25 protein-coding genes and 1 tRNA gene are annotated in these 26,395 nt (G+C 72.0%); 16 read left to right on the forward strand and 10 right to left on the reverse strand.

What is annotated here, in order from left to right; all coding sequences use genetic code 11:
- The first annotated feature begins 29 nt into the window (after positions 1 to 29).
- From MSA03_RS12565 to MSA03_RS12585, 5 genes are all read left to right on the forward strand, one after another.
- Entirely contained in the window at positions 30 to 1,850 is a 1,821-nt protein-coding gene (locus tag MSA03_RS12565; RefSeq protein ID WP_244946425.1) for a DEAD/DEAH box helicase, read from the forward strand.
- Positions 1,851 to 1,973: 123 nt separating this feature from the next.
- Complete coding sequence (locus MSA03_RS12570) at positions 1,974 to 3,047, forward strand: VIT1/CCC1 transporter family protein (RefSeq protein ID WP_147051253.1); 1,074 nt, start codon at positions 1,974 to 1,976, stop codon at positions 3,045 to 3,047.
- A gap of 72 nt (positions 3,048 to 3,119) precedes the next feature.
- Positions 3,120 to 3,204 (forward strand) — tRNA-Leu (locus MSA03_RS12575).
- Between the two features lie 75 nt (positions 3,205 to 3,279).
- Positions 3,280 to 4,578 (forward strand): M20/M25/M40 family metallo-hydrolase, encoded by a 1,299-nt coding sequence (locus tag MSA03_RS12580; protein WP_147051254.1) that lies wholly within the window; start codon positions 3,280 to 3,282, stop codon positions 4,576 to 4,578.
- 9 nt (positions 4,579 to 4,587) lie between these two features.
- Positions 4,588 to 5,421 carry an undecaprenyl-diphosphate phosphatase gene (locus MSA03_RS12585; RefSeq protein WP_147051255.1) on the forward strand — a complete coding sequence of 278 codons (834 nt, stop codon included), beginning with the start codon at positions 4,588 to 4,590 and terminating at the stop codon, positions 5,419 to 5,421.
- A gap of 12 nt (positions 5,422 to 5,433) precedes the next feature.
- On the opposite strand, the gene MSA03_RS12590 is transcribed toward MSA03_RS12585, so the two are convergent.
- On the reverse strand, positions 5,434 to 6,294 hold the full coding sequence (locus tag MSA03_RS12590; protein ID WP_028495778.1) for a PAC2 family protein: 861 nt from the start codon (positions 6,292 to 6,294) through the stop codon (positions 5,434 to 5,436).
- A gap of 103 nt (positions 6,295 to 6,397) precedes the next feature.
- Between MSA03_RS12590 and MSA03_RS12595 the strand changes: the two genes are divergently transcribed.
- The 9 genes from MSA03_RS12595 to lnt all read left to right on the forward strand — a co-directional run bounded on the left by MSA03_RS12595 (position 6,398) and on the right by lnt (position 16,287).
- A complete protein-coding gene (locus MSA03_RS12595; protein ID WP_147051256.1) occupies positions 6,398 to 7,087 on the forward strand; it encodes an HAD family hydrolase in 690 nt (229 codons plus the stop codon).
- Positions 7,084 to 8,097, forward strand: coding sequence for a tRNA (adenine-N1)-methyltransferase (locus MSA03_RS12600; RefSeq protein WP_147051257.1), 1,014 nt, complete (start codon positions 7,084 to 7,086; stop codon positions 8,095 to 8,097). The genes MSA03_RS12595 and MSA03_RS12600 overlap by 4 nt, the downstream gene beginning before the upstream one ends.
- Before the next feature lie 4 nt (positions 8,098 to 8,101).
- Positions 8,102 to 9,049 (forward strand): FKBP-type peptidyl-prolyl cis-trans isomerase, encoded by a 948-nt coding sequence (locus tag MSA03_RS12605; protein WP_147051258.1) that lies wholly within the window; start codon positions 8,102 to 8,104, stop codon positions 9,047 to 9,049.
- A 56-nt stretch (positions 9,050 to 9,105) separates the two neighbouring features.
- Positions 9,106 to 10,098 carry a helix-turn-helix transcriptional regulator gene (locus MSA03_RS12610; RefSeq protein WP_147051259.1) on the forward strand — a complete coding sequence of 331 codons (993 nt, stop codon included), beginning with the start codon at positions 9,106 to 9,108 and terminating at the stop codon, positions 10,096 to 10,098.
- A complete protein-coding gene (locus MSA03_RS12615; RefSeq protein WP_028495773.1) occupies positions 10,095 to 11,054 on the forward strand; it encodes a helix-turn-helix transcriptional regulator in 960 nt (319 codons plus the stop codon). The genes MSA03_RS12610 and MSA03_RS12615 overlap by 4 nt, the downstream gene beginning before the upstream one ends.
- A 57-nt stretch (positions 11,055 to 11,111) precedes the next feature.
- Complete coding sequence (locus tag MSA03_RS12620) at positions 11,112 to 11,378, forward strand: twin-arginine translocase TatA/TatE family subunit (RefSeq protein ID WP_028495772.1); 267 nt, start codon at positions 11,112 to 11,114, stop codon at positions 11,376 to 11,378.
- A 66-nt stretch (positions 11,379 to 11,444) separates the two neighbouring features.
- Positions 11,445 to 12,212 carry a twin-arginine translocase subunit TatC gene (gene tatC / locus MSA03_RS12625; protein WP_028495771.1) on the forward strand — a complete coding sequence of 256 codons (768 nt, stop codon included), beginning with the start codon at positions 11,445 to 11,447 and terminating at the stop codon, positions 12,210 to 12,212.
- Positions 12,212 to 14,683: a DEAD/DEAH box helicase gene (locus MSA03_RS12630; RefSeq protein WP_174799886.1), complete on the forward strand. Its 2,472-nt coding sequence runs from the start codon at positions 12,212 to 12,214 to the stop codon at positions 14,681 to 14,683. Before tatC ends, MSA03_RS12630 begins: the two co-directional genes overlap by 1 nt.
- A 38-nt stretch (positions 14,684 to 14,721) precedes the next feature.
- Entirely contained in the window at positions 14,722 to 16,287 is a 1,566-nt protein-coding gene (lnt, locus tag MSA03_RS12635) for an apolipoprotein N-acyltransferase (protein ID WP_147051261.1), read from the forward strand.
- Positions 16,288 to 16,290: 3 nt separating this feature from the next.
- Here the strand turns inward: lnt and MSA03_RS12640 are convergent, their stop codons facing one another.
- From MSA03_RS12640 to MSA03_RS12655, 4 genes are all read right to left on the reverse strand, one after another.
- Complete coding sequence (locus tag MSA03_RS12640; RefSeq protein ID WP_028495768.1) at positions 16,291 to 16,665, reverse strand: RNA polymerase-binding protein RbpA; 375 nt, start codon at positions 16,663 to 16,665, stop codon at positions 16,291 to 16,293.
- 105 nt (positions 16,666 to 16,770) lie between these two features.
- Positions 16,771 to 17,544: a glycerophosphodiester phosphodiesterase family protein gene (locus MSA03_RS12645; RefSeq protein ID WP_028495767.1), complete on the reverse strand. Its 774-nt coding sequence runs from the start codon at positions 17,542 to 17,544 to the stop codon at positions 16,771 to 16,773.
- Positions 17,541 to 18,548 (reverse strand): SPFH domain-containing protein, encoded by a 1,008-nt coding sequence (locus MSA03_RS12650; protein WP_147051262.1) that lies wholly within the window; start codon positions 18,546 to 18,548, stop codon positions 17,541 to 17,543. Before MSA03_RS12650 ends, MSA03_RS12645 begins: the two co-directional genes overlap by 4 nt.
- Positions 18,541 to 19,017 carry an NfeD family protein gene (locus tag MSA03_RS12655; protein WP_028495765.1) on the reverse strand — a complete coding sequence of 159 codons (477 nt, stop codon included), beginning with the start codon at positions 19,015 to 19,017 and terminating at the stop codon, positions 18,541 to 18,543. Before MSA03_RS12655 ends, MSA03_RS12650 begins: the two co-directional genes overlap by 8 nt.
- Before the next feature lie 121 nt (positions 19,018 to 19,138).
- Between MSA03_RS12655 and MSA03_RS12660 the strand changes: the two genes are divergently transcribed.
- Both MSA03_RS12660 and MSA03_RS12665 read left to right on the forward strand, forming a co-directional pair.
- Positions 19,139 to 19,903 carry an SDR family oxidoreductase gene (locus tag MSA03_RS12660; RefSeq protein ID WP_147051263.1) on the forward strand — a complete coding sequence of 255 codons (765 nt, stop codon included), beginning with the start codon at positions 19,139 to 19,141 and terminating at the stop codon, positions 19,901 to 19,903.
- 2 nt (positions 19,904 to 19,905) lie between these two features.
- The gene (locus MSA03_RS12665) at positions 19,906 to 21,888 is read left to right on the forward strand and encodes a S9 family peptidase (protein WP_147051264.1); all 1,983 of its coding nucleotides are present in this window, start codon (positions 19,906 to 19,908) and stop codon (positions 21,886 to 21,888) included.
- 12 nt (positions 21,889 to 21,900) lie between these two features.
- Here the strand turns inward: MSA03_RS12665 and MSA03_RS12670 are convergent, their stop codons facing one another.
- The 5 genes from MSA03_RS12670 to MSA03_RS12690 all read right to left on the reverse strand — a co-directional run bounded on the left by MSA03_RS12670 (position 21,901) and on the right by MSA03_RS12690 (position 26,381).
- On the reverse strand, positions 21,901 to 22,452 hold the full coding sequence (locus tag MSA03_RS12670; RefSeq protein ID WP_147051265.1) for an HdeD family acid-resistance protein: 552 nt from the start codon (positions 22,450 to 22,452) through the stop codon (positions 21,901 to 21,903).
- Positions 22,453 to 22,542: 90 nt separating this feature from the next.
- Positions 22,543 to 23,463: an AEC family transporter gene (locus MSA03_RS12675; protein WP_147051266.1), complete on the reverse strand. Its 921-nt coding sequence runs from the start codon at positions 23,461 to 23,463 to the stop codon at positions 22,543 to 22,545.
- A 414-nt stretch (positions 23,464 to 23,877) separates the two neighbouring features.
- On the reverse strand, positions 23,878 to 25,125 hold the full coding sequence (locus MSA03_RS12680; RefSeq protein WP_147051267.1) for an RNA polymerase sigma factor: 1,248 nt from the start codon (positions 25,123 to 25,125) through the stop codon (positions 23,878 to 23,880).
- Positions 25,122 to 25,541, reverse strand: a complete 420-nt coding sequence (locus tag MSA03_RS12685) for a YciI family protein (RefSeq protein ID WP_147051268.1) — start codon at positions 25,539 to 25,541, stop codon at positions 25,122 to 25,124. The genes MSA03_RS12680 and MSA03_RS12685 overlap by 4 nt, the downstream gene beginning before the upstream one ends.
- A gap of 96 nt (positions 25,542 to 25,637) precedes the next feature.
- A complete protein-coding gene (locus tag MSA03_RS12690; RefSeq protein WP_147051269.1) occupies positions 25,638 to 26,381 on the reverse strand; it encodes a formylglycine-generating enzyme family protein in 744 nt (247 codons plus the stop codon).
- Positions 26,382 to 26,395 lie beyond the last annotated feature (14 nt).

Raw genomic sequence — 26,395 nt, forward strand, 5'->3', positions numbered from 1 at the left:
GTCGGACATCTCGCTTAGGGTTGTCACTCGTGTACGAGGACCAGCAGGAGCATTTCGGCAGCTTCGCCGCCGAGCACCTGTCGCCCTCGTTCCCGCAGCGAGCGCCGTGGGGAACGGCGCAGCGCCTGCGTGCCTGGCAGGCCGAGGCGCTGGACCAGTACTTCGGCATGGACGGCCCGGAGGGGATCGGCAAGGGCCCTCGCGACTTCCTCGCCGCCGCGACGCCCGGCGCCGGGAAGACGACCTTCGCGCTGCGCCTCGCGAGCGAGCTGCTGCGCCGCGGCGTCATCGACCGGATCGTCGTGGTCGCCCCGACGGAGCACCTGAAGACCCAGTGGGCGGATGCCGCGGCCCGCGTCTCGATCCGCCTCGACCCCCGATTCAGCAATGCGCAGCGGACACCCTCGCGGCAGTACCACGGCGTCGCCGTCACCTACGCGCAGGTCGCGGTCAAGTCCTCCGTGCACAAGCGGATCGTCGAGGAGTCGCGGACCCTCGTCATCCTCGACGAGGTGCACCACGGCGGCGACGCGCTCAGCTGGGGCGACGCGCTCCGCGACGCGTACGGGCGGGCCACGCGCCGCCTGCTGCTCAGCGGAACGCCGTTCCGCAGCGACACCGCGCCCATCCCATTCGTCGAATACCACCCGAACGACAAGGGCATCCGGCTCTCCCGCACCGACTACAACTACGGCTACGGCCGGGCGCTCGCCGACGGCGTCGTGCGTCCCGTCCTGTTCCTCGTCTACGCCGGCAAGATGCGCTGGCGCACCCGCGCCGGCGACGAGCTGGAGGCCCACCTCGGTCAGGACAACACGAAGGATGTGACGAGTCAGGCGTGGCGGACGGCGCTGGATCCGGAAGGCGACTGGATCCCCGCGGTGCTGCGGTCCGCGGACCGCAGACTCAGCGAGGTGCGCCAGGACGTTCCGGATGCCGGTGGTCTCGTCATCGCGACGGACCAGACCGCCGCGCGCGCGTACGCCGCGATCCTCCGCGACATCACGGGCGAGGCGCCCACCGTCGTGCTCTCCGACGACAAGGCCGCCTCCGGGCGCATCGAGACCTTCGGCCAGGGGACGAACCGGTGGATGGTCGCCGTCCGGATGGTCTCCGAAGGCGTCGACGTCCCGCGCCTCGCCGTCGGCGTGTACGCGACATCCGCCTCGACACCGCTGTTCTTCGCGCAGGCGATCGGCCGTTTCGTCCGCGCCCGCCGGCGGGGCGAGTCGGCATCCGTCTTCCTGCCGAACGTGCCGCAGCTGCTCAGCCTCGCGAACGAGCTCGAGCGCGAGCGCGACCACGCACTGGACCGCGGTGAGAAGGACGACGACGGCCTCGACGACAGTCTGCTTGACGCCGCCGAGCGCGAGGAGAAGGCGTCCGACGAGCTCGAGCAGGAGTTCAGCTACCAGGCGCTCGGATCCGTCGCGCACTTCGACCGCGTGCTGTACGACGGGCGCGAATTCGGCCAGCTCGCCGTGCCCGGCACGCCGGAGGAGGAGGAGTTCCTGGGGCTCCCCGGCCTCCTCGAGCCCGAGCACGTGCACGAGCTGCTCATGCAGCGCCAGTCCCGCCAGTCCCGGCACCGGCGCGTCCGGGAAGCGCGCGAGCAGACCGCGGGCGCAACGGAGGCTCCCGCTCTCCCGGCCCCGCTGCACCGGACGCTCCGCGAGCAGCGCCAGCTGCTGAACAGCCTCGTCGGGGTGTACGCGCGGCAGAGCGGCGAGCCGCACGGCGCCGTGCACGCGGAGCTCCGGCGCATCTGCGGGGGCCCGGCCGTCCCGCAGGCCACCGTCGCGCAGCTGCAGGCCCGCATCGACCTGCTGAGAGCCCGCGTCCGGTCCTGACCCCGGAGCGGGTTCGGAGCTCCGAAATGCTGGCAATCCCGGCATTCCGGCGGGCCCGTCCGCGCCCCGCCGGTAGCGTGAATCGACCGATCGAGAGTGTGGAGAAGCGTGAACGACCCCCGGATGCCGACTGCCGGCGACCGCCGACGCTGGGCGCAGTACCTCGTGGACGAACGCTCCGAAGCACGCGTGTACCGCGACCTCGCCGCCCGCCGGAGCGGAGAGGAGCGGGAGATCCTCCTCGCCCTCGCCGAGGCCGAGGGCAGGCACGAGGCGCACTGGCTCGACCTGCTGGGCGAGGAGCCGGCGCGCCTCCCCGCCCCGAGCATCGGCACGCGCCTCCTCGGCTGGATGGCCCGCCGGTTCGGGTCGATCTTCGTGCTCGCGCTCGCGCAGAACGCCGAGGACCGTTCCCCCTATGAGGCGGAGCCGTTCGCGACGGCCCGAATGGCCGCCGACGAGAAGATCCACCGCGAGGTCGTCCGCGGCCTCGCCGCGCGCGGCCGCCGCCGGCTCTCCGGCACGTTCCGCGCCGCGGTGTTCGGCGCGAACGACGGCCTGGTCTCGAACCTCGCGCTCGTCATGGGTATCGGAGCCACCGGGGTCGCGCCGCACTTCGTGCTCTTCAGCGGCATCGCGGGGCTCCTCGCCGGCGCGCTGTCGATGGGGGCGGGGGAGTTCGTCTCGGTCCGCTCGCAGCGGGAGATGCTCACCGCCACGGAGCCCAGCGACTACGCCGCCGACGTGCTCTCCGACCTCGATCTCGACGCCAACGAGCTCGCCCTCGTGTACCGCACCCGCGGGATGCCGCTGGAGGATGCCCTCGAGCGCGCGCGGCGTGTCGTGGGGGCGGCCCAGGGAGCCGACCTGCCCGCCCCGCACCGGACGACGGCGGCGGACGGCGACGACCACGAGGTCGTCGGCGGGGCCCTCGGCGCCGCCGTGTCGAGCTTCCTGTTCTTCGCCTCCGGCGCCGTGATCCCGGTGCTGCCGTGGATCTTCGGGCTCTCCGGCCTCGCCGCCGTGATCACCGCGCTCGTCCTGGTCGGCCTCGCACTGCTCCTCACCGGTGCCGCCGTCGGGCTCCTCTCCGGTGGTCCGCCGCTGCGCCGCGGTCTCCGCCAGCTCGCGATCGGCTTCGGTGCCGCCGGGGTCACGTATCTGCTGGGCCTGCTGTTCGGCGTGTCCGTCGCCTGACGCCGCCGATTCTGCGCGCCCGCCGGAACGTGATAATGTCGATCTTCGGTTGGAGACAACCACACACCCAATGCGCGGGTGGCGGAATAGGTAGACGCGCTAGCTTGAGGTGCTAGTGCCCGTATAGGGCGTGGGGGTTCAAGTCCCCCCTCGCGCACAGAGGAACAGGGTCCCGAAAGGGGCCCTGTTCTCGTTTTCGGAGCGCCCCGCAGGGAAAGGTAGCGTGGACGGCATGCCCGACACCGCCGACCTTCCCGAGGTCGCCCGCATCGCCCGCGACCTCATCCGGTTCGACACGACGAACTACGGCGAGGGCCGCGCGAAGGGCGAGCGTGAGGCGGCCGAATACGTCGGCGCGTACCTCGAATCGCTCGGGCTGCGGCCGGAGTACTACGAGCCGATCCCGCGGCGCACGAACGTCGCGGCGCGCATCCCCGGCCGCGACCGCGACAAGCCCGCCCTCGTCCTGCACGGGCACCTCGACGTCGTGCCCGCGGTCGCCGAGGACTGGAGCGTCGACCCGTTCGCGGGTGTCGTCCGGGACGGGATGCTGTGGGGCCGCGGGGCCGTGGACATGAAGGACATGGACGCCATGATCCTCACCTCGGTCGCCGACATCCTCCGCGCCGGTGAGCAGCCGGCGCGCGACATCGTCGTCGCGTTCTTCGCCGACGAGGAGAACGGCGGGGTGGAGGGCTCGCAGCTCGTCGTCCGCGACCGGCCGGAGTGGTTCGCCGGCGCGACCGAGGCCATCAGCGAGGTCGGCGGCTACTCGATCTCCGTCGGCGACCGCCGCGCCTATTTGCTGCAGGTGGGGGAGAAGTCCCTCGTCTGGCTGCGGCTGCACGCCACCGGCGTCGCCGGCCACGGCAGCCGGCACCACCCGGAGAACGCCGTCACGCGCCTCGCCGAGGCCGTCGCCAAGCTCGGGCGCACCGCGTGGCCCATGGAGCTCACGGCCACGACCCGCGAGCTCGTCGAGGCCCTCGCCCGCCTCAGCGGCGGCGACCCCGCCGACCCCGATGCCCTCGCCGACGCGACCGGGCCGGCAGCGGCGTTCCTGCGCTCCACCTTCCGCACGACGGCGAACCCCACGGGGCTCACCGCCGGGTACAAGCACAACGTGATCCCGGACGCCGCGACCGCCGCGATCGACGTCCGCACGCTCCCCGGTCAGGAGGATCTCGTCATCGCCGAGATCCGGCGCATCGTCGGCGACGACATCCGGCTCGAAGTCGCGCACCGCGACATCGGTCTCGAGGTGCCCTTCTCGGGCGCGCTCGTGGATGCGATGGTCGCCGCGCTCGGCCGTCACGACCCCGGCGTCCCCGTCGTGCCGTACCTGCTGGGCGCGGGCACCGACAACAAGGCGCTGGCCGAGCTCGGCATCGCCGGCTTCGGCTTCGCCCCGCTGCAGCTTCCCGCCGACATGGACTTCACCGGCATGTTCCACGGCGTCGACGAGCGGGTCCCCATCGAATCGCTCCGCTTCGGGCAGCGCGTGCTGACCGACCTCCTCCGCACGTACTGAAAGGCGAGAATGCACCTCCTCGAGGCGATCATCCTCGGACTCCTGCAGGGTCTGACCGAGTTCCTCCCGATCTCATCCAGCGCGCACCTGCGGATCGCGGGAGAGTTCCTCCCGTCGGCCCAGGATCCCGGCGCCACCTTCACCGCGATCACGCAGATCGGCACGGAGCTCGCGGTCCTCGTGTACTTCTGGCATCGGATCGTGCGCATCATCACGCAGTGGTTCCGCTCGCTCACCGGGGCCGTGCCGCGCAACGACCCGGACGCCCGCATGGGCTGGATCGTCATCATCGGGACGATCCCGATCGGCGTGCTCGGCTTCCTCTTCCAGGACGTCATCCGGGACACCTTCCGCAACCTCTGGCTCGTCGCGATCGTCCTGATCGTCTTCGGCCTGATCCTCGGTGGCGCCGACGCCCTCGGTCGCCGCACCCGCACCGAGGCCGACCTGACCTACCCGCACGGGCTGGCGCTCGGCTTCGCGCAGGCGCTCGCCCTCATCCCGGGCGTCTCGCGCTCCGGCGCGACCACGACGATGGGCCTCGCCCTCGGGTACACCCGCCCCGCCGCGGCCGAGGTCGCGTTCCTCCTCGCCGTGCCCGCCGTGTTCGGCAGCGGACTCTACGAGCTGCTGCAGGCCATCCGGGAGCCCGGCGCAGCGGTGTTCACGCTGGGGGAGACCGCCGCCGCGACCGTCGTCGCGTTCGCGGTCGGCTTCGCGGTCATCGCGTACCTCATGCGCTACCTCAAGAAGGGCAGCTTCCTGCCGTTCGTGATCTACCGGCTCGTGCTGGGCGTCGTGCTCATCGTGCTGCTCGCGACGGGCGTCCTGCAGGCGTTCTGACGACAGGCCGGGTCAGCGGCGCGGCTCGTCGCGGCCCGGCTTCGACGGGCCGTCGCCGCCGCGCCGCAGATACTTCTCGAACTCCTGCGCGATCGCGTCGCCGGACGCCTCGGGGGAGTCCCACGTGTCGCGGGTGCGCTCGAGCTGGCGGATGTACTCCGTCATCTCCTCGTCATCGGCGGCCGCGGCATCGATCGACGCCTCCCAGGCGAGCGCCTCGGCGGGCAGCTCGCCGCGCGCGATCGGGCTTCCGGTGAGCTCGGTGAGCTTGTCCAGGAGCGCCAGCGTCGCCTTCGGCGACGTGGTGTGCCCGGCGACGTAGTGCGGGACGCTCGCCCAGAGGGCCGCCGTCGGGATGCCGGCCTCCTCGGCGGCGGCTGCCAGCACGCTCAGGATGCCGACGGGCCCCTCGTAGGTGGAGCGCTCGAGTCCGAGCTCGGTGCGCAGCCGCTCGTTGTCGCTGCCGGCGAAGACCGAGATGGGGCGGGTGTGCGGAACGTCGGACATCATCGAGCCGAGTGCGACGAGGCCGGTGATGTCCTCGCTGAGCGCCGCATCGATGAATTCGGCGGCGAACGCCTGCCAGGCGCGCGCCGGCTCGACCCCGTTCAGGAGCCACAGCCGGGTGCCTTCGCCCGGCGCGGGACGCCACAGGGTCGCCTCCGGCCAGACGAGCGACCGCGTGCCGTCGGCATCCAGCCGCGCCTGCGGGCGGGTGTACTGGTAGTCGAAGTACAGCTCCGGGTCGACCGAGAGGACCGGCTCGTATTCGTTCGCGGCGCGCAGGCGCGCGGCGGCGGCCGAGGCCGCCTCTCCGGCATCGTTCCAGCCGTCGAAGGCGACCACGAGGACGCGCTGACCCAGACTGTCCACCCCGCTCCTTCCGTCGCTGTGCGGTCCACCCACGATACGCCCGGGGAGGCTCATGCGGGCCCGGGCGCGGTCGCGGCGCGACCGCGCTGGGTAGCATGGGGCAGTGACCTCCCCCCTCCCCGCCGCCGTCCTCTGGGACATGGACGGCACCCTCGTGGACACCGAGGCCTACTGGATGGCTGCCGAGACCGCGCTGGTGGACAGCTTCGGCGGGGAGTGGTCGCACGAGCAGGCGCTGAGCCTCGTCGGGATGGGGCTGGAGGGGTCGGCTGCGATCCTGCAGCAGGCGGGTGTGCGGATGAGCGTCGGCGCGATCGTCGACCACCTCACCGATGCCGTGACCGACCAGCTCGCCGAGCGCGGCAACCCCTACCGCCCCGGCGCCGTCGAGCTGCTGCGCGACCTGCGCGCGGCGGGGATCAAGACCGCGCTCGTCACGATGTCGCTGCGCCGCATGGCCGAGACGGTCGTCGCGCAGCTGCCGTTCGACGCGTTCGACGTCGTCATCGCCGGCGACGACGCGACGCGCCCCAAGCCCTTCCCGGACGCCTACCTGCAGGCGGCCCGGATGCTGGGAGTCGACCCGGCCGACGCCGTCGCGATCGAGGATTCGCCGAACGGCATGCGCGCGGCCGTCGCGTCGGGAGCCGTCACGCTCGGGGTCCCGCTCATGGTGTCCCTCGTCGGCACCGGCGCCGACGGGCTCTGGCCGACCCTCGAAGGCCGCACCGCCGCCGACCTCCGCGACTTCCACACCGAACACGCCGCACGCCGGCAGAGAGCATCCGCATGAGCGCCGACCTGCGACCGAGCGGCCCGTTCCGCTACGGCGACCGCGTCCAGCTGACCGGCCCCAAGGGCCGGCTGCACACCGTCACGCTGCGCGAGGGCGGCGAGCTGCACACGCACCACGGCGTGCTCCGGCACGAGAACATCGTCGACCAGCCCGACGGCTCGGTGGTCACCAACAGCGGCGGCCACGAATACCTGGCGCTGCGCCCCCTGCTCCGCGACTTCGTCATGTCGATGCCGCGCGGTGCCGCGATCGTCTACCCGAAGGACGCCGCGCAGATCCTCACCGCCGCCGACATCTTCCCGGGCGCGACGGTGGTCGAGGCGGGCGTCGGGTCGGGTGCGCTGTCGCTGTGGCTCCTGCGCGCGATCGGCGACGCCGGGCGGCTGCTGTCGTTCGAGCGCCGCGAGGAGTTCTCGCAGGTCGCCGAAGCGAACGTCGAGACCTTCCTCGGGCACTATCCGGCGGCGTGGCAGGTCGTCGTGGGTGACCTCGTCGAGCAGCTGCCGCAGGTCGTCGAGCCGGGATCGGTCGACCGGGTCGTCCTTGACATGCTCGCGCCGTGGGAGTGCATCGACGCCGTCGCCGAGGCCCTCACCCCCGGCGGGGTGGTCCTGTGCTACATCGCCACCGCGACGCAGCTGAGCCGGGTCGCGGAGTACATCCGGGGCACCGGACTGTTCACCGAGTCCGAGGCGACGGAGACGATGGTCCGCGGCTGGCACGTCGAGGGCCTGTCGGTGCGCCCCGACCACCGCATGGTGGCCCACACCGGCTTCCTCCTCACCGCCCGCCGGCTCGCGCCCGGCGCCGTGCCCCCGGACGTGCGGAAACGGGCGCTCAAGAAGCCCACGTACGCGGATGAGGACGTCGAGCAGTGGACCCCCGGCGCCGTCGGCGACCGGCAGATCACCGACAAGAACCTCCGCAAGCGGGTGCGCGACGCGCAGCGCGCGGCGGAGGGAGCGCGGCGGGCGGCGGGGGAGAGCACCGGCGACGCCGTAAACTGATCGGATGCGCAGGATCCCCGCTGTCGTCGCCGTTCTCGGCCTGTCCGCCCTGGCCCTCGTCGGCTGCTCGTCGTCGGCCCCGGCCGCCTCGTGCGACCGCCCCGACGCGGACTCGTCGGCCCTCGACCTCATCGACGTGACCGGTGCGCCGGGCTCCGCCGCCGTGACGATCGCCCCGCCGGTGTACGTGGACGAGACGGTGTACACGGATGCCGAGGTCGGCGACGGCCTGGCCGTGACCTCGCGTGCGCAGGACGTGCAGTTCACTGCGACGATCGTCGACGGAGAGTCCGGCGAGACCCTCGTCTCCGCCGGCACGCAGGTCCAGCGGGTCTCCGAATGGGCGAACTACTACGAGGGCATCGCGAAGATGCTCGACTGCGCGACGGAGGGTTCCCGCATCGTGGGCGCCGTCGCACCGGACGACCTCTCCGAGGAGGCCGCCACCAACCTCGGGCTCACCGACGGGCAGGCGGCCGTCATCGTCCTCGACCTGCAGCGCGTCTTCCTCGCCGCGGCCGACGGCACCCCGCAGTTCAACGACCGGACGGGGATGCCGTCCGTCGTGCTGGCCCCCGACGGTCGCCCCGGCATCATCGTCCCCGACGCCGAGGCGCCCACCGACCTCGTCGTGGAGGTGCTGAAGAAGGGCGACGGCGAGCCGGTCACCGGCGACACCGCGGCCCGCATCCAGTACACCGGTGTCACGTGGGACGACAACGAGGTGTTCGATTCGACGTGGGAGAAGGGCGCATCGGCGACCGTCACCCTCGAGGGCGTGGTCCCCGGCTTCGCGCAGGCGCTCGAGGGTCAGACGGTCGGATCGCAGCTGCTCGTCGTCATCCCGCCGGAGCTCGGCTACGGCGAGGCCGGCAGCGGCACGATCCCCGGCGGCGCGACCCTCGTCTTCGTCATCGACATCCTCGGCCTCGACGACACCGCGACGCAGTAGTCCGCGACACGGCGCCACCCGGGGAGCGCGGCGACGCACCGGCCTAGGATGGTGCGGTGGCCAAGGATCCGACCCGCAGCGCTCCCGAGGAGCGGCTCGTCAACCTCGTCGTCGCGCTCATGGCGACCGAGCAGGGGTTGACGAAGGACACGATCCTCACGTCCGTCTCGGGGTACCGCGAGCAGAGCGAGGCCGGCGCCAAGAAGGACGCGCTGGAGAAGATGTTCGAGCGCGACAAGGAGAACCTCCGTGCGCTCGGCGTCCCCATCGAGACGATCGGCGACTACGCCGACCCGGACGACCTGCGCGAAGCGCGCTACCGTGTGCCGACGGCGGAGTACGAGCTGCCCGCGGACATCGACTTCACGCCGGCGGAGCTGGCCGTGCTGAACCTCGCGGGCGGCGTCTGGAGCGAAAGCTCGATGTCGGCCGACGCGCGCGGCGGCCTCCGCAAGATCCGCGCCCTCGGCAACGAGGTCGACGCGCCCATCATCGGGTACTCGCCCCGCATCAACCTGCGCGAACCCGCCTTCACCCCGCTCCAGCGTGCCATCGAGCAGGGCCGCGTCGCTGAGTTCGAGTACCTCAAGGGCGGCGACGACACCGCCCACACCCGCCGCATCCAGCCGCTCGCGCTGCTGGAGTACGAGGGCCGCTGGCACGTCTACGGGTTCGATCTGATCCAGGACGCGGAGCGCACCTTCCTCCTGTCCCGCATCGTCTCGGACGTGCGCTCGACCCGCGAGACGTTCGACCTCGCGCTGCGCGACGGGGCGGGCGACAAGGCCCTCCGGGGCCTCCAGGAGGTCGCGGCCAGGCAGCGCGCCCTCGTGGAGGTGGCGCCGGGCACGGAGGCCGCGCTGCGGCTGCACCGCCGCGCGATCCCCGCCGACCAGGGCATCCACGTGCCGTACGTCGACGTGCACATCTTCGCCGACGAGCTGGCCTCCTACGGGCCCGAGGTGCGGGTCGTGGAACCGGCGCAGCTGCGCGACGAGGTCATCGCCCGGCTGGAGCGCACGCTCGCCGTGCACGGAGGAGCCGCATGAGCGCGAAGCCCCTGCTCGCCACCGATCGCGCCGCACTCATCCTGCAGCTCGTGCCCTACCTCATCGGCAAGGGCGAGGTGTCCGTCGCTGAGGCGGCAGACGCCTTCGAGGTCACCCCGGAGCAGATGCGGGAGATGGTCGAGAAGCTCACGGTCATCGGCCTCCCCGGCGACGGCGGCTTCTGGCAGATGGCGAACGACCTGTTCGACATCGACTGGGACCTCCTCGACGAGCAGGGCATCATCTCCATCACGAACAGCGTCGGACTGGAGCGCACGCCCCGCCTCACCGCACGGGAGGCGGCCGCGCTGCTCGCGGGTCTGCAGCTGGCCGCGTCGCTTCCCGGCGTCGGCGACAGCGGCGTCGTGCAGGGACTCCTCGCCAAGCTGGCACGCGGCGCCTCCGCGGCCCCCGCCGACGTGATCGTGGCCCCGGACGCCGTGGACGATGTCCGCGTGCGCGTCGCCGAGGCCCTCCGCCACGGCGTCGCCGTCTCCTTCACCTACCACGCACCCGACCACGAGCCGACGACCCGCACCGTCGACCCGGTGAAGGTCCACATCGCGGGCGGGCAGTGGTACCTGCAGGGCTGGTGCCACCTCCGCGAGGCCATGCGCACCTTCCACCTCGAGCGGGTCAGCGACGTGCGGCTCACCGACATCCCCATCGCGCACGGTTCCGACGCCGTACCCGACCTCTTCGAGCCGAGCGAGACGGATGCCGTCGCCGAGGTGCGCTACCGCGCGACGATCGCGACCCTGCTGGCCGACTTCCTCGACCGGGCCACCGTCACGGGCGACGGCGAGTTCCGCGACGCGCGGCTGCGGGTCGCGGACGAGCGCAGCCTGAAGCGTCTCGCCGCCCGCCACGGCGGCGACGTCGAGATCCTCGCGCCCGAGTCGGCGCGCCGGGCCGCCGCCGCCTGGGCCGAGGCCGGGCTCGCCCAGTACCGCTGACCGGTCCCGGCGTCCGGCCAGGTAGACTGATCGAAATCTCGCGACGAGGAGCCGCCCATGGGAAATCTGTTCGCAGGTCCACACCTGTGGATCCTCCTGATCGTCATCCTGCTGCTCTTCGGGGCGGCCAAGCTGCCGGCGCTGGCGAAGAGCATGGGGCAGTCCGCCCGCATCTTCAAGGGCGAGATGAAGGCCATGAAGGAGGATGACGTCGCTGCGGGGACGGCATCCACCGTCGAGAACCCGGCGTCCCCGACCGTGGCGCCCACGGCCCCCGCCGACCCGACGCCCGGACCGACCGGCCCCGACACCACCAGGCCGTAGCCGGTCGTGGCCACGGCCTTCCGCCCGCGGGTCGGTGAGGACGACAACCCGCAGCGCGACAAGCGCATGACGCTGGCCGAGCACCTCGTCGAGCTGCGCAAGCGCCTCATCATCGCCGGCATCGCGCTCGTCGTCGGCATGGTGCTGGCGTTCTTCCTCACGGATGCCGTCATCTGGGCCATGACCGAGCCCATCCGGCTCGTCGCCGAGCGCCGCGGGAACGACGAGCTCGTCAGCCTCATGTACCAGAACGTCACGGGTCCCTTCGACATGCGCCTGCGGATCGCCTTCGCGGTCGGCATCATCATCTCGGCGCCGGTGTGGCTCTGGCAGATCTGGGCGTTCCTCGTGCCGGGGCTCACCCGCAAGGAGATCCGCTACACGATCGGCTTCGTCGCCGCCGCCGTGCCGCTGTTCTTCGCCGGCTGCTACGTCGGCTGGCTCGTCATGCCGCACATCGTGGAGATCATGGCCGGCTTCACCCCCGAGGGCGCGTCGAACATGTTCGAGGCGCGGTACTACTACGACTTCGTGTTCAAGCTCCTCGTCGTCATCGGCGTCTCCTTCGTCCTGCCGGTGTTCCTCGTCGCGCTGAACCTCGCGGGCGTCATGAGCGGGCGCGCCATCCTGGGCGGCTGGCGGGTCGCGATCCTCGTCGCCGTCGTGTTCGCCGGCCTCGCGACGCCGGCCGCCGACATCGTGAGCATGCTGCTGCTCGCCGGCATCCTCGTCGTGCTGTTCTTCGCCGCCGCCGGCCTGTCGATGATCTTCGACCGCCGGCGCGCCAAGCGCGACGCCGCCATGCTCGCCCAGGCCCCGGGATCCCTGTCGTGATGGATCCGGCCGAGCGGTTCGCTCGGGCCGAGGCCACGAAGTCGCATCCGCTGTCGGCCGCCTTCGCCGCGGGACAGCGGTTCGACCTCGACCCGTTCCAGATCGCGGGCTGCCACGCGCTGGAGGACGGCAAGAGCGTCCTCGTCGCCGCGCCCACCGGCGCCGGGAAGACGATCGTGGGGGAGTTCGCGATCCACCTCGCGATGCTCGAGCCGGGCGACAAGGCGTTCTACACGACGCCCATGAAGGCGCTGTCGAACCAGAAGTTCCGCGAGCTGCAGGACGTGTACGGTCCGGACGAGGTGGGCCTGCTCACCGGCGACACCAACATCAACGGCAACGCCCGGGTCGTCGTCATGACGACCGAGGTGCTCCGCAACATGCTCTACGCGGACTCGCCCGCGCTCCGCGGTCTCCGCTTCGTCGTGATGGACGAGGTGCACTACCTCGCCGACCGGTTCCGCGGGGCGGTGTGGGAAGAGGTCATCATCCACCTGCCGCCGTCCGTGCGGATCGTGTCGCTGTCCGCGACCGTCTCCAACGCGGAGGAGTTCGGCGACTGGCTGGACACCGTGCGCGGCGACACGGAGGTCATCGTCTCGGAGATCCGGCCCGTGCCGCTGGAGCAGCACGTCCTCGTCCGCGGCGACCTCCTGCCGCTCTTCGACGACCGGGCCGGCATCGCGACGGCACAGGTCAACCAGGAGCTCATGCGCATCCGCTCGGTCAAGGGACCGAACTTCGAACGCAACCGGCAGGTGCAGCAGCAGCGCAGCGCCGGCGGGTTCGAGGGGACGCACCGGCGTCCGCACAAGGGCGGGAAACGGCCCGTCCGCGCCGCGAACGTGCAGCGCATCGAGCGCCTCGACCGGCCCGACGTCGTCGAGCTGCTCGCCCGGAACAACCTGCTGCCGGCGATCTTCTTCATCTTCAGCCGGGCCGGCTGCGACGCCGCCGTGCAGCAGGTGCGCCGGTCGGGGGTCCGGCTCACGAGCCGGGAGGAGCGCGACGAGATCCGCCAGATCGTCGACGAGCGCACCCGGACCATGCTCGACGAGGATCTCGGGGTGCTCGGGTATTGGGAGTGGAAGGAGAACCTCGAACGCGGCGTCGCGGCCCATCACGCCGGGCTCCTGCCGGCGTTCAAGGAGATCGTCGAGGAACTGTTTCAGCGGAAGCTCGTGAAGGCCGTCTTCGCGACGGAGACGCTCGCGCTCGGCATCAACATGCCCGCGCGCACCGTCGTGCTGGAGAAGCTCGAGAAGTTCAACGGGGAGGCGCGGGTCGCCATCACCTCGGGGGAGTACACGCAGATCACGGGCCGCGCGGGGCGGCGCGGGATCGACGTCGAAGGGCACGCCGTCATCCAGTGGACGGAGGGCATGGACCCGCAGTCCGTCGCGTCCCTGGCCTCGCGGCGCACGTATCCGCTCAACTCCAGCTTCCGCCCCACCTACAACATGGCCGTGAACCTCATCGACCAGTTCGGCCGGCCGCGGGCGCGGGAGATCCTGGAATCCTCATTCGCGCAGTTCCAGGCCGACCGCGCCGTCGTGGGCCTCGCCCGCCAGGTCAAGGAGGCCGAGGAGTCGCTCGCCGGCTACGCCGCCTCGATGACGTGCGACCGCGGCGACTTCGCCGAGTTCGCCGCCCTCCGCCGCGACCTGAGCGATCTGGAGAAGCTCAACCGGGCCGACCGCACGGCGACCGCGAAGACGCGGCAGCACCGGCAGAACGAGATGCAGGCGCTGCGCCGGCGGCTGCAGCGGCACCCGTGCCAGACCTGCCCCGACCGCGAGCACCACGCGCGGTGGGCGGAGCGGTACACGAAGCTGCGCCGGCGCACCGACAAGCTCCGGCAGCAGATCGAGACCCGCACCGGCACCGTCGCGCGCATCTTCGACCGGGTCGTCGACGTGCTCGCCGCCCTCGACTACGTCGCGGTGGCCCCCGACGGCGCCGTCACCCTGACGGATGCCGGTGCCACGATGCGCCGCATCTACGGCGAGCGCGACCTGCTCGTCGCCGAGTCGCTGCGCCTCGGCCTCTGGCGCGACCTCGACGCGCCCGGGCTCGCCGCCCTCGCCTGCTGCCTCGTCTACGAGCCGCGGCGCGACGAATCCGGCCCGGGGGAGCGGGGCCTGCCCCGGGGCGCGTTCCGCCAGGCGCTCAGCGAGACCCAGAACCTGTGGGCGCGGCTGGACGATCTCGAGCGCGACCACCGGCTGCCCGGCTCGGAGCCGGTCGCCACGGGGCTCGCGCGGGCCATGCACTCCTGGGCGCGCGGGATGCCGCTGGACATCGTGCTCGACGAGGCCGACCTCGCCGCCGGCGACTTCGTGCGCTGGGTGAAGCAGACCATCGATCTGCTCGATCAGCTCTCGATCGTCGCCGACGCGGACGTCGCGGGGACGGCGCGGCGCGCGCTGGAGTCCGTCCGCCGCGGCATCGTCGCGTACAGCTCGGTGTGAGCGCCACCGCCGCGGAGCGTTCGCCTAGGCTCGAAGCCGTGCCCGAACGTCCCCGCCCGTTGCTGCCCCTGTGGGCCGCGCTCCTCGCCGCGGCGGCCGGCGGGCCCGTCCTCGACCTCGCCTTCCCCGATGTGGGCTGGTGGCCGCTCGCGTTCGGCGGGGTGGCGCTCTCGCTCGTCTCCCTCATCGGGCGGACGGCGTGGGGCGCGTTCGGCGTCGGTCTCGTCTTCGCGGCGAGCTTCTACCTCATCCACATCGTCTGGATCACCCGCTACCTCGGCGTCGTGCCGTGGTTCGCGCTGGCCGGGCTCGAGACGCTGCTGAGCGCGCTCGGCGCCATCCTCATCGCGCTCGCCTACCGGTGGATGCCGCAGGTCGCGCCCGGACGCTGGGGCCGCCTGCTCGCCCTGCCGGCGCTCGTCGCGGGACTCTGGACCGCACGGGAGCTCTTCCTCGGGTCGTGGCCGTACACCGGCTTCCCCTGGGGGCGGATCGGCATGAGCCAGTCCGAGAGTCCGCTCGCCCACCTCGCCTCGTGGACCGGGGTCACGGGGCTCACCTTCGTCATGGTGTTCCTCGTCGCCGCCGTCATCGAGTGGGTGCGGCTCGGCGCGTGGCGGGACATCCGCTCCGCGCTGCCGGCGGCGCTGGCCGTGCTGCTCCTCGTCGCGCTGCCCGCTTTCCCGACGGTGGATGCCGGATCGGCGCGCGTCGGCGCGGTGCAGGGCAACGGCCCGGCGGGCTACTTCGACGAGCGGGAGCGGTACGCCGTGCTGCAGGCGCAGCTCGACGCGACGGCGCCGCTGATCGGGGAGGACCTCGACATCCTGCTGTGGCCGGAAGGCGGGATCGACGCCGACCCGACCGCGAACGCCTCGGTCGCCGGGACGCTCGACCGGCTGTCCGACACGGTCGGCGCGCCGCTCGTCGTCAACGCCGCCACCGAACGCGGCGAGGACGTGTTCAACACCTCGATGGTGTGGGAGGCCGGGCAGGAGAACCCCGTCGCGCTGCACGACAAGTCGCATCCCGTGCCCATGGGGGAGTACGTCCCCGACCGGTGGTTCTTCGAGATGCTCGCCCCCGACCTCATCGGCCTCATCCAGCGCGAATACACCCCCGGGACGAACCCGCCGTTCTTCGATGTGGCCGGGATCGGGGTCGGACTGGCGATCTGCTTCGACGTCATCTACGACGACGTCATCTGGTCCGGTGCCCGTGACGGCGCCGAGGTGTACATGTTCCAGACCAACAACGCCGACTTCCGCGACACCGACGAGAACCTGCAGCAGCTGGCGTTCGCGCGCATGCGCGCCATCGAGACCGGACGGTCGGTGGTGAACCTGTCGACCGTCGGGACGAGCCAGGTCATCGCACCGGACGGCGCCACGCTGGAGTCGCTCCCGGCCGGCGAAGCCGGCGCGATCGTCGCGGACGTGCCGCTGCGGACCGGGCTGACCCCCGCCGTCATCATCGGGCCGGCGGTGCAGCTCATCCTCGGCTGGGGGAGCGTCCTCGCGGTCGCCGCGGTCGCCTGGGCGGTGCGCCGTCGGCGCACGACGAAGACGCCGGCCTCCGAAGAGGCCGGCGTCTCGGTAGTCTGAGCGTCAGGCGGAGAGGCGGGCGTTCTCGCCCGAACCTCGCCGCGCGCGCAGGAGAGCGAGGCGCTCCTCGAGGAGCTCCTCCAGCTCGGGAAGGCTGCGGCGCTCCAGGAGCATGTCCCAGTGCGTGCGGGCGATCTTGTCGCCGGAGTGGTCGACCTCCACCAGGGTGTCTCCGACACGGAGGACGGCTTCGCCGCCGCACGTGCGGCATTCCCATGCCTCGGGGACCTCGGCGTCGGCCGCGAAGGTCAGGACGGTCTCCCGGCTGCACTGCGTGCAGACGTAGGTGTGATTGGCGCGCTCGTGGAACACGACGCCTTCCTCGCTCTGTAGGCTGGAAGCGCCGAGTCGGATGCCGCGCAGGCTGCGATCTGCCATCGTATGGTCCTCTCGTCGTCCTCAGGTATAACGTCCCCACCTGGGTGGATCATCCGAACGGCGGCCTCCCGGCGGCCTTTCACAGCGGATCCCCAGGGGATCGTGTCAGGCGCGGCCGGAGAGCACGTCGAGCGCCGTGTCGGCGCGGTCGGTGACGAGTCCGTCGACCCCCATCTCGAGCAGCCGCCGCATGTCGCCGGCGTCGTTGACCGTCCAGACGTGCACCTCGACGCCGGAGCGGTGGGCGGCGTCCAGGAGGCGGCGGGTGACGATGCGGACGCCGCGGTGCCGCTCCGGCACCTGCAGGGCATCCACCCCGGCGAGCGCCCGCCGGGCGAGTCGCTCCGACCGGCTCGCGACGGCGCCGAGGACCCGCGCGATCGTCCGCGTGCCGCCGGAGGTCGCGGGGGAGCCGCCGCCGTCCGCCGCGGACCGCAGGGCGACGCGCCGGCGCTCGTCGGAGAAGCTCGTCAGGAGCACCCGCTCGGCATGCGCGGCCACCGCGCGGCCCACCGGCGCGGCGGCGGCTTCAACCTTCACGTCAAGGTTGAACCTCAGTGTGGGGAACGAGTCGAGCGCTTCTGCGAGGGTCAGGAGGCCCCCGCGCGTGCCCATGATGGCCTGCAGCTCGCGCAGCCCGACATCCGCGACGCGGCGCGGGTCTCCCGCGACGCGGACGAGGTCGTCGTCGTGGAAGAGGATGACCTCGCCGTCGGCCGTGAGATGGCAGTCCGACTCGACATACGTCGCGCCGGCGGCGTGCGCGGCGGCGAAGGCCGCGAGCGTGTTCTCCGCCACACCCTCGGCGTCCGGCGGCACGAGCCCGCGGTGAGCCAGCACCCGCGGTGCCGCGGACGCCTGGAACCACGGATGCGTCACGGGGCGGGAGCCGAGGGCGGGGGCGGAGGGATGTGTGCGGCGGGGGCATCCGGGGTCGAGTCGGAGGCCGTGGGGGTCGCGGGCCGCGGCGCATCCGCGGCATCCGTCGTCCGTCCCGCGAAACCGGCGCTGAAGCCCTTGAGCGCCTCGGTCATCTCGCTGGGGATGATCCAGAGCTTGCTCGACGCGCTCGAGGCGATCTTCGGCAGGGTCTGCAGGTACTGGTAGGCGAGCAGCTTCTCGTCCGGACGTCCCGCGTGGATGGCGTCGAAGACGTTCTTGATGGCGGCGGCCTCACCCTCCGCACGCAGGATCGCGGCGAGCTTGTCGCCCTCCGCGCCCAGGATCGCCGCCTGGCGGCGGCCTTCGGCTTCGAGGATCTGCGACTGTTTCGAGCCCTCCGCCGTCAGGATCGTGGCCCGGCGCTCGCGCTCGGCGCGCATCTGCTTCTCCATCGAGTCCTGGATCGAGTGCGGCGGGTCGATGGCCTTCAGCTCCACCCGCGAGACCCGGATGCCCCACTTGCCGGTGGCCTCGTCGAGGACCACCCGCAGCTGCCCGTTGATGTTGTCGCGGCTCGTCAGGGCCTCTTCGAGGTTCAGCCCGCCGACGACGTTGCGGAGCGTCGTGGTGGTGAGCTGCTCGACGGCGCCGAGGTAGTTCGCGATCTCGTAGGTCGCTGCGCGCGCGTCGGTGACCTGGAAGTACACGACGGTGTCGATCGAGACGACGAGGTTGTCCTCCGTGATGACCGGCTGCGGCGGGAAGGAGACCACCTGCTCGCGCATGTCCACGAGCGGGCGGACCCGGTCGATGAACGGGACCAGGAGGTTCAGCCCCGGACTCAGCGTCCGCTGGTAGCGGCCGAGACGCTCCACGACGCCGGCGTAGGCCTGCGGGATGATCCGGATGGAGCGGAACACGACGACGATGACGAAGATCGCCACCACGACGAGCAGCACGACGATGAAGATCTGGCCGATGAAGGCTCCCAAGTCACCCATGGTCGGTGGTCCTTTCTTCGGGGGCGACCTCGACGGTGGCGCCGCGCACGGCGCGGACGACCACGCGGGCGCCGACATCGAGGCCGGCCGGGTCGCCGACGAGGCGCGCCGTCCAGGTCTCGCCGTTGTCGAGGCGGACGGAGCCGTCGCCGCCGACGAACGGGGTGACGACGCGGGCGCCGATGCCGTACAGGGCGTCGACGTTCGAGGGGATGAGGGCGCTGCTGCGACGCAGCGCGCGGAGGAGGAGCGGCCGGATGGTGAACAGTAGCAGGGCGGACACGGCCGCCGCCGCGAGCACCTGCAGCCACCACACGCCGCCCAGCAGGTTCACGCCGAGGCCGCCGATGAGGGTGCCGGTGCCGAGCATGAGGAAGGTGAACTCGAGGGTCAGGAGCTCGATGATGACGAAGAGGATGGCGAGCACGAGCCACGCGATCCAGAGGTACTCGGTGAGGTCCGGCAGCATCGCCCACTCCTTCCGCGTGGTTCTGTTCGAACCCTACACCGGGACCGGAATGCCCCGGTTGGTAGGCTCGCAGAGGCCCGCGGCGGATGCCGTGGGCGACTCGACGCAGCAGGAGCAGCACATGTCCCAGCCCATTCCCGCCGGATCGCTCACCGGGCGGACCGCCCTCGTCACGGGCTCCTCGCGCGGCATCGGCGCCGACACCGTCCGCTACTTCGCGCAGGGGGGCGCGAACGTCGTCATCAACTTCCGCAACAAGGCCCCCCGCGCCGAGAAGCTCGCGGGCGAGCTGCGCGACCTCGGCGTCGAGGCGCTCGTCGTCGGCGCGGACCTCACCGACCCGGCATCCGTCGAGGAGATGTTCGCGGCCGTGAAGGAGCGCTTCGGCGGCCTCGACATCCTCGTGCTGAACGCCTCCGGCGGCATGGAGAGCGGGATGGCGGAGGACTACGCCCTGACGCTCAACCGCGACGCCCAGATCGGCGTGCTCGAGGCGGCCCTGCCGCTCCTGCACGACGGATCCCGCGTCGTGTTCGTCACGAGCCACCAGGCCCACTTCATCCGGACCACCCCGACCATGGCCGAGTACGACGTCGTCGCCCAGTCCAAGCGCGCCGGCGAGGACGCCCTGCGCGAGCGCATCCCGGCGCTCACCGAGCGCGGCATCGACTTCGTGGTCGTCTCCGGCGACATGATCGAGGGCACGATCACGGCCACCCTGCTCGAGCGCGCCAACCCCGGCGCGATCGCGAACCGCCGCGAATCGGCCGGCAAGCTCTACAACGTCTCCGAGTTCGCCGCCGAGGTCGCGCTCGCGGCTGTCGAGCCCGTCCCCGCCGACAACACCCGCCTCGTCGGCGACGTGAGCTCGTTCGGCGGAGAGTGAGCATGCGCGCGACCGACATCGACAAGCTGATCAGCGTCGGGCGCCCCACGATCGCGCCCGACGGCGCGTTCGCGGTGTTCGCCGCATCCCGTCCCGACCCCGCGGCCAACCGCCCCGTCGGCCAGCTGTGGCGCGTCGAGCTGCCGGACGGCACGCCGCGGCGGCTGACCCGGGGCGTCGCGGACAGCACGCCGCGCCTCTCGCCCGCCGGGGACCTCGTGGCGTTCCTGCGCGCCGACGCCAAGAGCAAGGCGCAGATCTTCGTCGTGGCAGCGGGGGGAGGGGAGCCCGTGCAGGTCACGGACGCGCCCGCCGGCGTCGGCTCATTCGCATGGTCGCCGGACGCCGCCCGCCTCGCCTTCACCGCCCGCGTCCCCGAGGGGGGCCGGTACGGCACCGTCGAGGGCCTCGAGCCGACCGCCGAGGCGCCGCGGCGGATCACCGGCATCCGCTGGCACGCCAACGGGCTCGGCTACCTCGCCGACCGGCCCGCCCACGTCTTCGTCGTCGACGTGCCCGATCCGGGCGCCGAGCCGTTCTACGAGCCGGCCCCCGCCGTGCGACCGGAGGGCTCGGAGCCGCCGAAGAAGCGGCTCGTCGCCGCGGATGCGGTGCCCCTCACCGAGGGCGATGCCTCGTACAGCGGCGTGGTCTTCACCGCCGACGGGAGCGAGATCCTCGCGGTGGTCGACGAGATCGAGAACGACCGGCGCGACCTGAGCTCGCGTGTCGTGGCGCTGCCCGTGGACGGGGGACCGGCGCGCGAGGTGCTCGCGCGGACCGCGCTGCTCTCCGTCGACGAGATCGCGGTCGCCGCGGACGGGACCGTCGCGATGCTCGCGAGCGGCGTCGGCGAAGGGCGGGTCGACTTCATCGCCCCCGCCGTCGGCCTCTACCTGCTGGACGCCGCCGGACCGCGCCTGCTGACCGACCCGGACGCCGTCGACCTCGGTGAGGCCGGCTCGCACATCAGTGCGGTCGGCGACGACTTCCTCGTGCAGAACCGCTCGCGCGGGACGGTGACCCTGGTCCGCGTCGCGCGGGACGGCGCGACGACCCCGGTGTTCACCGGCGCCGTCGAGGTCGTCGGGCATGCCGCGGCGGGGGAGCGGATCGTGGTCGCGTACACGACCCCGGACTCCTTCGGCGAGCTCGCTCTCGTCGGCCGGGGCCCCCTCACCGACTTCGGCGCACCCCTTCGCGGGGCGGGGCTCGTGCTCCCGGAGGAGCGGGAGATCGCGGGCCGGGACGGCTATCCGATCCACGGCTGGGTCGCCGCGCCCGCAGGGGAGGGGCCGTTCCCCGTCATCCTGCAGATCCACGGAGGACCGTATGCCAGTTACGGCATACATGTCTTCGACGAGACGCAGGTGCTCGTGGATGCCGGCTACGCCGTCGTGTACTGCAACCCGCGGGGGAGTGCCGGCTACGGCCGCGCCCACGGTCGCAGCATCCGGCAGGCGATGGGCACCGTCGACTTCCACGACGTCATCGACTTCCTCGACGGCGTCGTGGCCGCCGACGCGCGCCTCGACGGGGAGCGCGTCGGGGTGATGGGCGGCTCGTACGGCGGATACCTGACGGCGTGGATCATCGCGCACGAGCACCGGTTCGCCGGCGCGATCGTGGAGCGCGGGTTCCTCGACCCGGTGAGCTTCCAGGGTACGAGCGACATCGGCTCGTTCTTCGGCGACGAGTACGTCGGGGTCGATCCGGAGCAGATGGCGGCGCAGAGCCCGATGGCCGTCGTCGATCAGGTGCGCACCCCGACGCTCGTGCTGCATTCCGAACTGGACTACCGGTGCCCCCTGGAGCAGGCGACCCGGTACTACTCGGCGCTGAAGCGGCAGGGGACCGAGGCCGAGATGCTCGTCTTCCCGGGCGAGGACCACGAGCTCACCCGGGCCGGACAGCCGCGGCATCGTGTGCAGCGCTTCGACGCCGTCCTCGAGTGGTGGACGAGGCACCTGCCCGTCGCGGCCTGATGAGCCCGGTCGTCAGCGTCCGTAGGTGACGGCGCGGACGATGTTCGTGATGCCGAGCACCACCGCACCGATGCCGAGCAGCCACCACAGGACGACGGCGCCCCAGAGCGGCGAGAACAGCAGCATGATGCCGGCGATGATGGAGAGCACCGCGAAGATCACGGTCCAGATGCGCGACCCGGAGGCGCCCAGCGTGGACAGCGACACGACGCCCTCGATGATCCACATGATGCCGACGAGGATGCCGAGGAACGCCGCGAGCCACACCGCGGTCGCGGTGAGGTTGGCGAACGCGACGATGCCCGCGACGATGAAGATGAGGCCGAGAACGACGTGGCCGACACGCGCCCAGCCGCCCTTGTTACGCGAGAAGAGGCCCAGCGCGGCGTACGCGAGGCCGGACGCGATGGCGTAGATCGCGACGATGCCGGCGACCACCAGCGCGGTCTTGCCCGGCCAGATGAGGATCAGCAGGCCCGCGATGAGGGCGAGGATGCCGCTGATGCCGAGGGCGGCGCGGAGGGTGTCGGTGGCGGGTCTGCCGATGTCGGTGTCGGTGGTCATGGAGGCCCTTTCTGCGAGGTCTCGGGCACGAAGGTGGCACCAGGGTAGACCCGTGGGCTTCCTCGGTGCTACGGCATCCCGCGGGCGCCGTCAGCCGAGGAGGAGCGTGATGCCCAGCAGGACCGGCACGCAGCCGACGGTGGTGAGCAGGATGGTGTCGCGGGCGATCGTCTCGCCGACGTCGTAGCGCTGCGCGTAGTTGAAGACGTTCTGCGCGGTCGGCAGGGCCGCCAGCACGGTCACGATGAGGACATCCGCGGGTCCGAGGCGGAAGACGAGGGCTGCGACCGTCCACGCGACGAGCGGCATGACGAGGAGCTTCAGTGTCGTCGCGAGGAGGATGTCGCGGCGCCGGCCGGACGGGGACAGGACGCGCTGGCCGTGCAGCGACATGCCGTAGCTGATGAGCAGCACGGGGATGCAGGCGTCCGCGACGAGGCTCGCCGGCTCCATGACGATCGGTGGCAGGCGGATGCCGGACAGCGACACGACCACGCCGAGCACCGATCCCACGACGATCGGGTTCGTCAGCGTCCGCCGGAGGATCGGGTTGACGCGCCGCTGACCGGTCGAGATCGCCTCGAAGGCGGCCATCGACAGCGGCGTGAAGACGAGGAGCTGCAGGAGGATGACGGGTGCCGGGAACGCGGCGCTGCCGAGCAGGTACAGCGACAGCGGGATGCCCATGTTGTTGGAGTTGACCTGGCCGGCCGAGAGCGTCCCGATGAGGGTCTCTCCGGCATCCCGTCGCCAGACGAACCGCGCCACGACGGCGTGGATGACGAAGACCGCCGCCGCGGCGATCGCCGAGACCGGCAGCAGCGCGGAGAAGAGCGTGTGCACGTCGGCCTGCGCCAGCACGACGAACAGCAGGAACGGTGACAGGACGAAGAACGTGAGCCGGCCGAGGACGTGGCGCGCATGCGGGCCGAGCAGATCGATGCGGGCGATGATCCAGCCCACGAGGATCGCGACGCCGACGACGACGAATCCGGTGAGCGAGTCCAGCACACCTCGAGCCTAGGCGCCCCGCCGCAGCCCTTCTGACCCCGTGACAACCATTAGCCGATAATGCACATTATGTCAGTTCACCTGAGGGTGGAGCCTCCCCGCCTGGGTGTCGGCGCGCTGCGGCGCGTCCCCCGCGTGCGCGCGAACTGCAGGTTCGGATGTGACGCGTGGGGCGGATGACCGCTCATGCGTCACACAGGTCACACCGGATCCTACCGTTCGTCGCGGCGACGCGCGCGGCCGCACCCAGCCGATCACCCGGTGAACGTCTGGCGGCCCTGACCGCGGCGAAATGCAGGACCGGGTGTGACGCGTGGGACGTACGAGGCGACTTCTGTCCCAGTGGTCACGGTCGGTCCTGCAGATGCGCGCGCGGACGGAGCGTCGGGACCTGCTGCGGTCGCCGACTGAGGGTCAGTCCAGAGCCGCCGCCTTCGCCTCCAGCAGCGCGCGCTGCGGCGCGCTCGCGGTGCGGGATGCCGCCTCCTCGAACTCCGCGCGCGCCTCGGCAGCGCGTCCCAGCCGGGCCAGCAGCTCGCCGCGGACGCTCGGCAGGAGCGGCGACCCGCGCAGCTCCCCCGCCGCGGCGAGGTCGTCCACGATCGCGAGCGCCGTCGCCGGCCCCGTGGCCATCGAGACGGCGACGGCCCGGTTCAGCTCGACGACGGGACTCGGCGCGATCCGGCCCAGCGCCTCGTAGAGCACCACGATCCGCTCCCAATCGGTCTGCTCGACGCTGGGCGCGACGCAGTGGCACTCCGCGATCGCCGCCTGCAGCGCGTAGGCGCCTCTCCCCTGGCCGCGGGCCGCGGCCTCCGCGTCGGCGCGGCGCAGGGCGGCGCGTCCGCGCGCGATCTGGCCGTGGTCCCATCGACTCCGGTCCTGGTCGGCCAGCAGGATCGGGGCTCCGGTCCGCGATTCCCGTGCCGCGAACCGCGACCGCTGGAACTCCATGAGCGCGACGAGCGCGTGCGTCGCGGGTTCCCGCGGCAGCAGGCCCGCTAGCACGCGCCCCAATCGGAGGGCCTCGTCCGCAAGGTCGGGGCGGGTCCACCGCTCCCCCGTCGTCGCGGAATAGCCCTCGGTGAACACGAGGTACACGACGCTCAACACGCCATCGAGTCGCTGCCGCCACTCCGACGGGTCGGGCGTCTCGAAGGGCACGTGCGCCGCGGCGAGCGTCCTCTTGGCCCGGGTGATGCGCGCCTGGACCGTCGCGACCGGGACGAGCAGCATCCGCGCGATCTCGACCGTGGTGAGCCCGCCGACGACCCGCAGGGTCAGCGCGACCTGCGATTCCCGCGACAGCGCCGGGTGACACGCCGTGAACACGAGGCGCAGCAGGTCGTCGTCGATGGGCTCCCACTCGTCCTCGACGGCCTCCGCGAGGTCGTGCGCGATCGCGCGGTGGCGCTCGTCCAGGCGCTCCCGGCGCCGCCAGGCGTCGATCACCCGGCGTTTCGCGACCGCGGTGAGCCAGGCGCCGGTGTTGGCGGGGATGCCGTTCTCCGGCCAGGACGCGAGCGCCTCCGCCACCGCCTCCTGGGCCACGTCCTCCGCGAACCCGAGGTCACCCGTCATGCGGGCGAGGGCCGCGACGATGCGCGCGCCCTCGATGCGCCAGACGGCGTCGATGGCGCGCGCGGCGTCCGCCGGCGTCATGGCTGCGCGAGCTCGTCCCGCCAGCCGGCTTCCTTCTTCACCAACTCGTTGTCGGCGTAATCCGCGAAGTCGGTCTCATCGGTCACGCGGCGCACCTCCAGCTTCGACCCCGGTCCGAGCGGGCAGCGCTTGGCCCATTCGACGGCCTCGTCGGCGGTGGCGGTCTGGATGATCCAGAAGCCGTTGAACAGCTCGTGCACTTCGCCGTAGGGGCCGTCCGTGACCAGCGGCGGGTCGGCGGAGAAGTCGACGACGTAGCCAGGCTCGGGCGCGAGGCCGTCGCCGGCGACCATGACGCCCGCCTTCATCATGGCCTCGTTGTATGCGCCCATCGCGTTGATGACGGTCTCGAAGTCCATCTCCTCGTACGCCGCGACCGCGTCGGCGGTGGCCCGCATGATCAGCATGTGCTTCATGTGCTCTTCTCCCTGCGTGTGTGGGGATGCCGTCGGCTCCCTCTCACTATGACGTCGAACGGCCGGGAGCGGAATCGACATCGCTCGGAGAATCGGTCACCGCAGCGGGGTCCACCCCGGCGGCAGCGGGCCGTCGATGTCTGCGCGCGCCGCATCGTCCGCCGCGGACCACCCCTGCGCCGCCCCCGGTGTGTCGAATCCGCCGCGGGCGAGGCGGAACCCGACATCCTCGTGGTGCATGCGCGGCGCACCGCCGCGCCGCGTCGACGCGCGCACGCTCGCGGCATCGTCGGCGAACCCGCCGCCGCGGAAGACCCGGTAGTCGCGATACCGGGCGGGGTCCAGCAGGTCCCAGCACCACTCCCAGACGTTCCCGAGCGTGTCGAAGAGACCGTTGAGGTTCGGCAGCTTGCCGCCCACGTTCTGCGGCGCGTCCACGCCGTCGGCGCTCGTCCACGCGACCTCCCGCAGCGGCCCGTAGTGCGCGCCGGTCGAGCCGGCGCGGCACGCGAACTCCCACTCGGCCTCCGTCGGCAGGCGGTAGCCGTCGGCATCCACATGCCAGGTCACGTCCTCCCCGTCGAACGCGTACACCGGGTCGAGGCCCTCCCACTCCGACGCGGCGTTGCAGAAGTGCACGGCTCGCAGCCATGCGACCTCCACCGCCGGACGCTGCGGATGCGCGGCCGTGATCCCGAGGACCTCGGCCAGCTGCGCCTCGGTCACCGGGTACACGCCGATCTCGAACGGTGCGAGCTGCACCGTGCGACGCAGCCGGCGCCGCGCGTCGTGGAGCTCGACGCGCCCCGCGCCGATCCGCGCCATCTCGATGTCGACCATCCGGGCACTCTAGC

Source organism: Microbacterium saccharophilum, assembly GCF_007992455.1.
Lineage (GTDB): Bacteria > Actinomycetota > Actinomycetes > Actinomycetales > Microbacteriaceae > Microbacterium > Microbacterium saccharophilum.

What these genes read in the sequence shown, in the direction of transcription:
- MSA03_RS12615 (WP_028495773.1), top strand. Translation starts at nt 10,095, where the DNA reads ATGAGCGCGAAGCCCCTGCTCGCCACCGATCGCGCCGCACTCATCCTG.
- MSA03_RS12630 (WP_174799886.1), top strand. Translation starts at nt 12,212, where the DNA reads ATGGATCCGGCCGAGCGGTTCGCTCGGGCCGAGGCCACGAAGTCGCAT.
- MSA03_RS12655 (WP_028495765.1), bottom strand. Translation starts at nt 19,017, where the DNA reads ATGCTGCCGGACCTCACCGAGTACCTCTGGATCGCGTGGCTCGTGCTC.
- MSA03_RS12640 (WP_028495768.1), bottom strand. Translation starts at nt 16,665, where the DNA reads ATGGCAGATCGCAGCCTGCGCGGCATCCGACTCGGCGCTTCCAGCCTA.
- MSA03_RS12670 (WP_147051265.1), bottom strand. Translation starts at nt 22,452, where the DNA reads ATGACCACCGACACCGACATCGGCAGACCCGCCACCGACACCCTCCGC.
- MSA03_RS12650 (WP_147051262.1), bottom strand. Translation starts at nt 18,548, where the DNA reads ATGGGTGACTTGGGAGCCTTCATCGGCCAGATCTTCATCGTCGTGCTG.
- MSA03_RS12600 (WP_147051257.1), top strand. Translation starts at nt 7,084, where the DNA reads ATGAGCGCCGACCTGCGACCGAGCGGCCCGTTCCGCTACGGCGACCGC.
- MSA03_RS12680 (WP_147051267.1), bottom strand. Translation starts at nt 25,125, where the DNA reads ATGACGCCGGCGGACGCCGCGCGCGCCATCGACGCCGTCTGGCGCATC.
- MSA03_RS12605 (WP_147051258.1), top strand. Translation starts at nt 8,102, where the DNA reads ATGCGCAGGATCCCCGCTGTCGTCGCCGTTCTCGGCCTGTCCGCCCTG.
- MSA03_RS12620 (WP_028495772.1), top strand. Translation starts at nt 11,112, where the DNA reads ATGGGAAATCTGTTCGCAGGTCCACACCTGTGGATCCTCCTGATCGTC.
- tatC (WP_028495771.1), top strand. Translation starts at nt 11,445, where the DNA reads ATGACGCTGGCCGAGCACCTCGTCGAGCTGCGCAAGCGCCTCATCATC.
- MSA03_RS12660 (WP_147051263.1), top strand. Translation starts at nt 19,139, where the DNA reads ATGTCCCAGCCCATTCCCGCCGGATCGCTCACCGGGCGGACCGCCCTC.
- MSA03_RS12665 (WP_147051264.1), top strand. Translation starts at nt 19,906, where the DNA reads ATGCGCGCGACCGACATCGACAAGCTGATCAGCGTCGGGCGCCCCACG.
- MSA03_RS12580 (WP_147051254.1), top strand. Translation starts at nt 3,280, where the DNA reads ATGCCCGACACCGCCGACCTTCCCGAGGTCGCCCGCATCGCCCGCGAC.
- MSA03_RS12585 (WP_147051255.1), top strand. Translation starts at nt 4,588, where the DNA reads ATGCACCTCCTCGAGGCGATCATCCTCGGACTCCTGCAGGGTCTGACC.
- MSA03_RS12685 (WP_147051268.1), bottom strand. Translation starts at nt 25,541, where the DNA reads ATGAAGCACATGCTGATCATGCGGGCCACCGCCGACGCGGTCGCGGCG.
- MSA03_RS12570 (WP_147051253.1), top strand. Translation starts at nt 1,974, where the DNA reads ATGCCGACTGCCGGCGACCGCCGACGCTGGGCGCAGTACCTCGTGGAC.
- MSA03_RS12690 (WP_147051269.1), bottom strand. Translation starts at nt 26,381, where the DNA reads ATGGTCGACATCGAGATGGCGCGGATCGGCGCGGGGCGCGTCGAGCTC.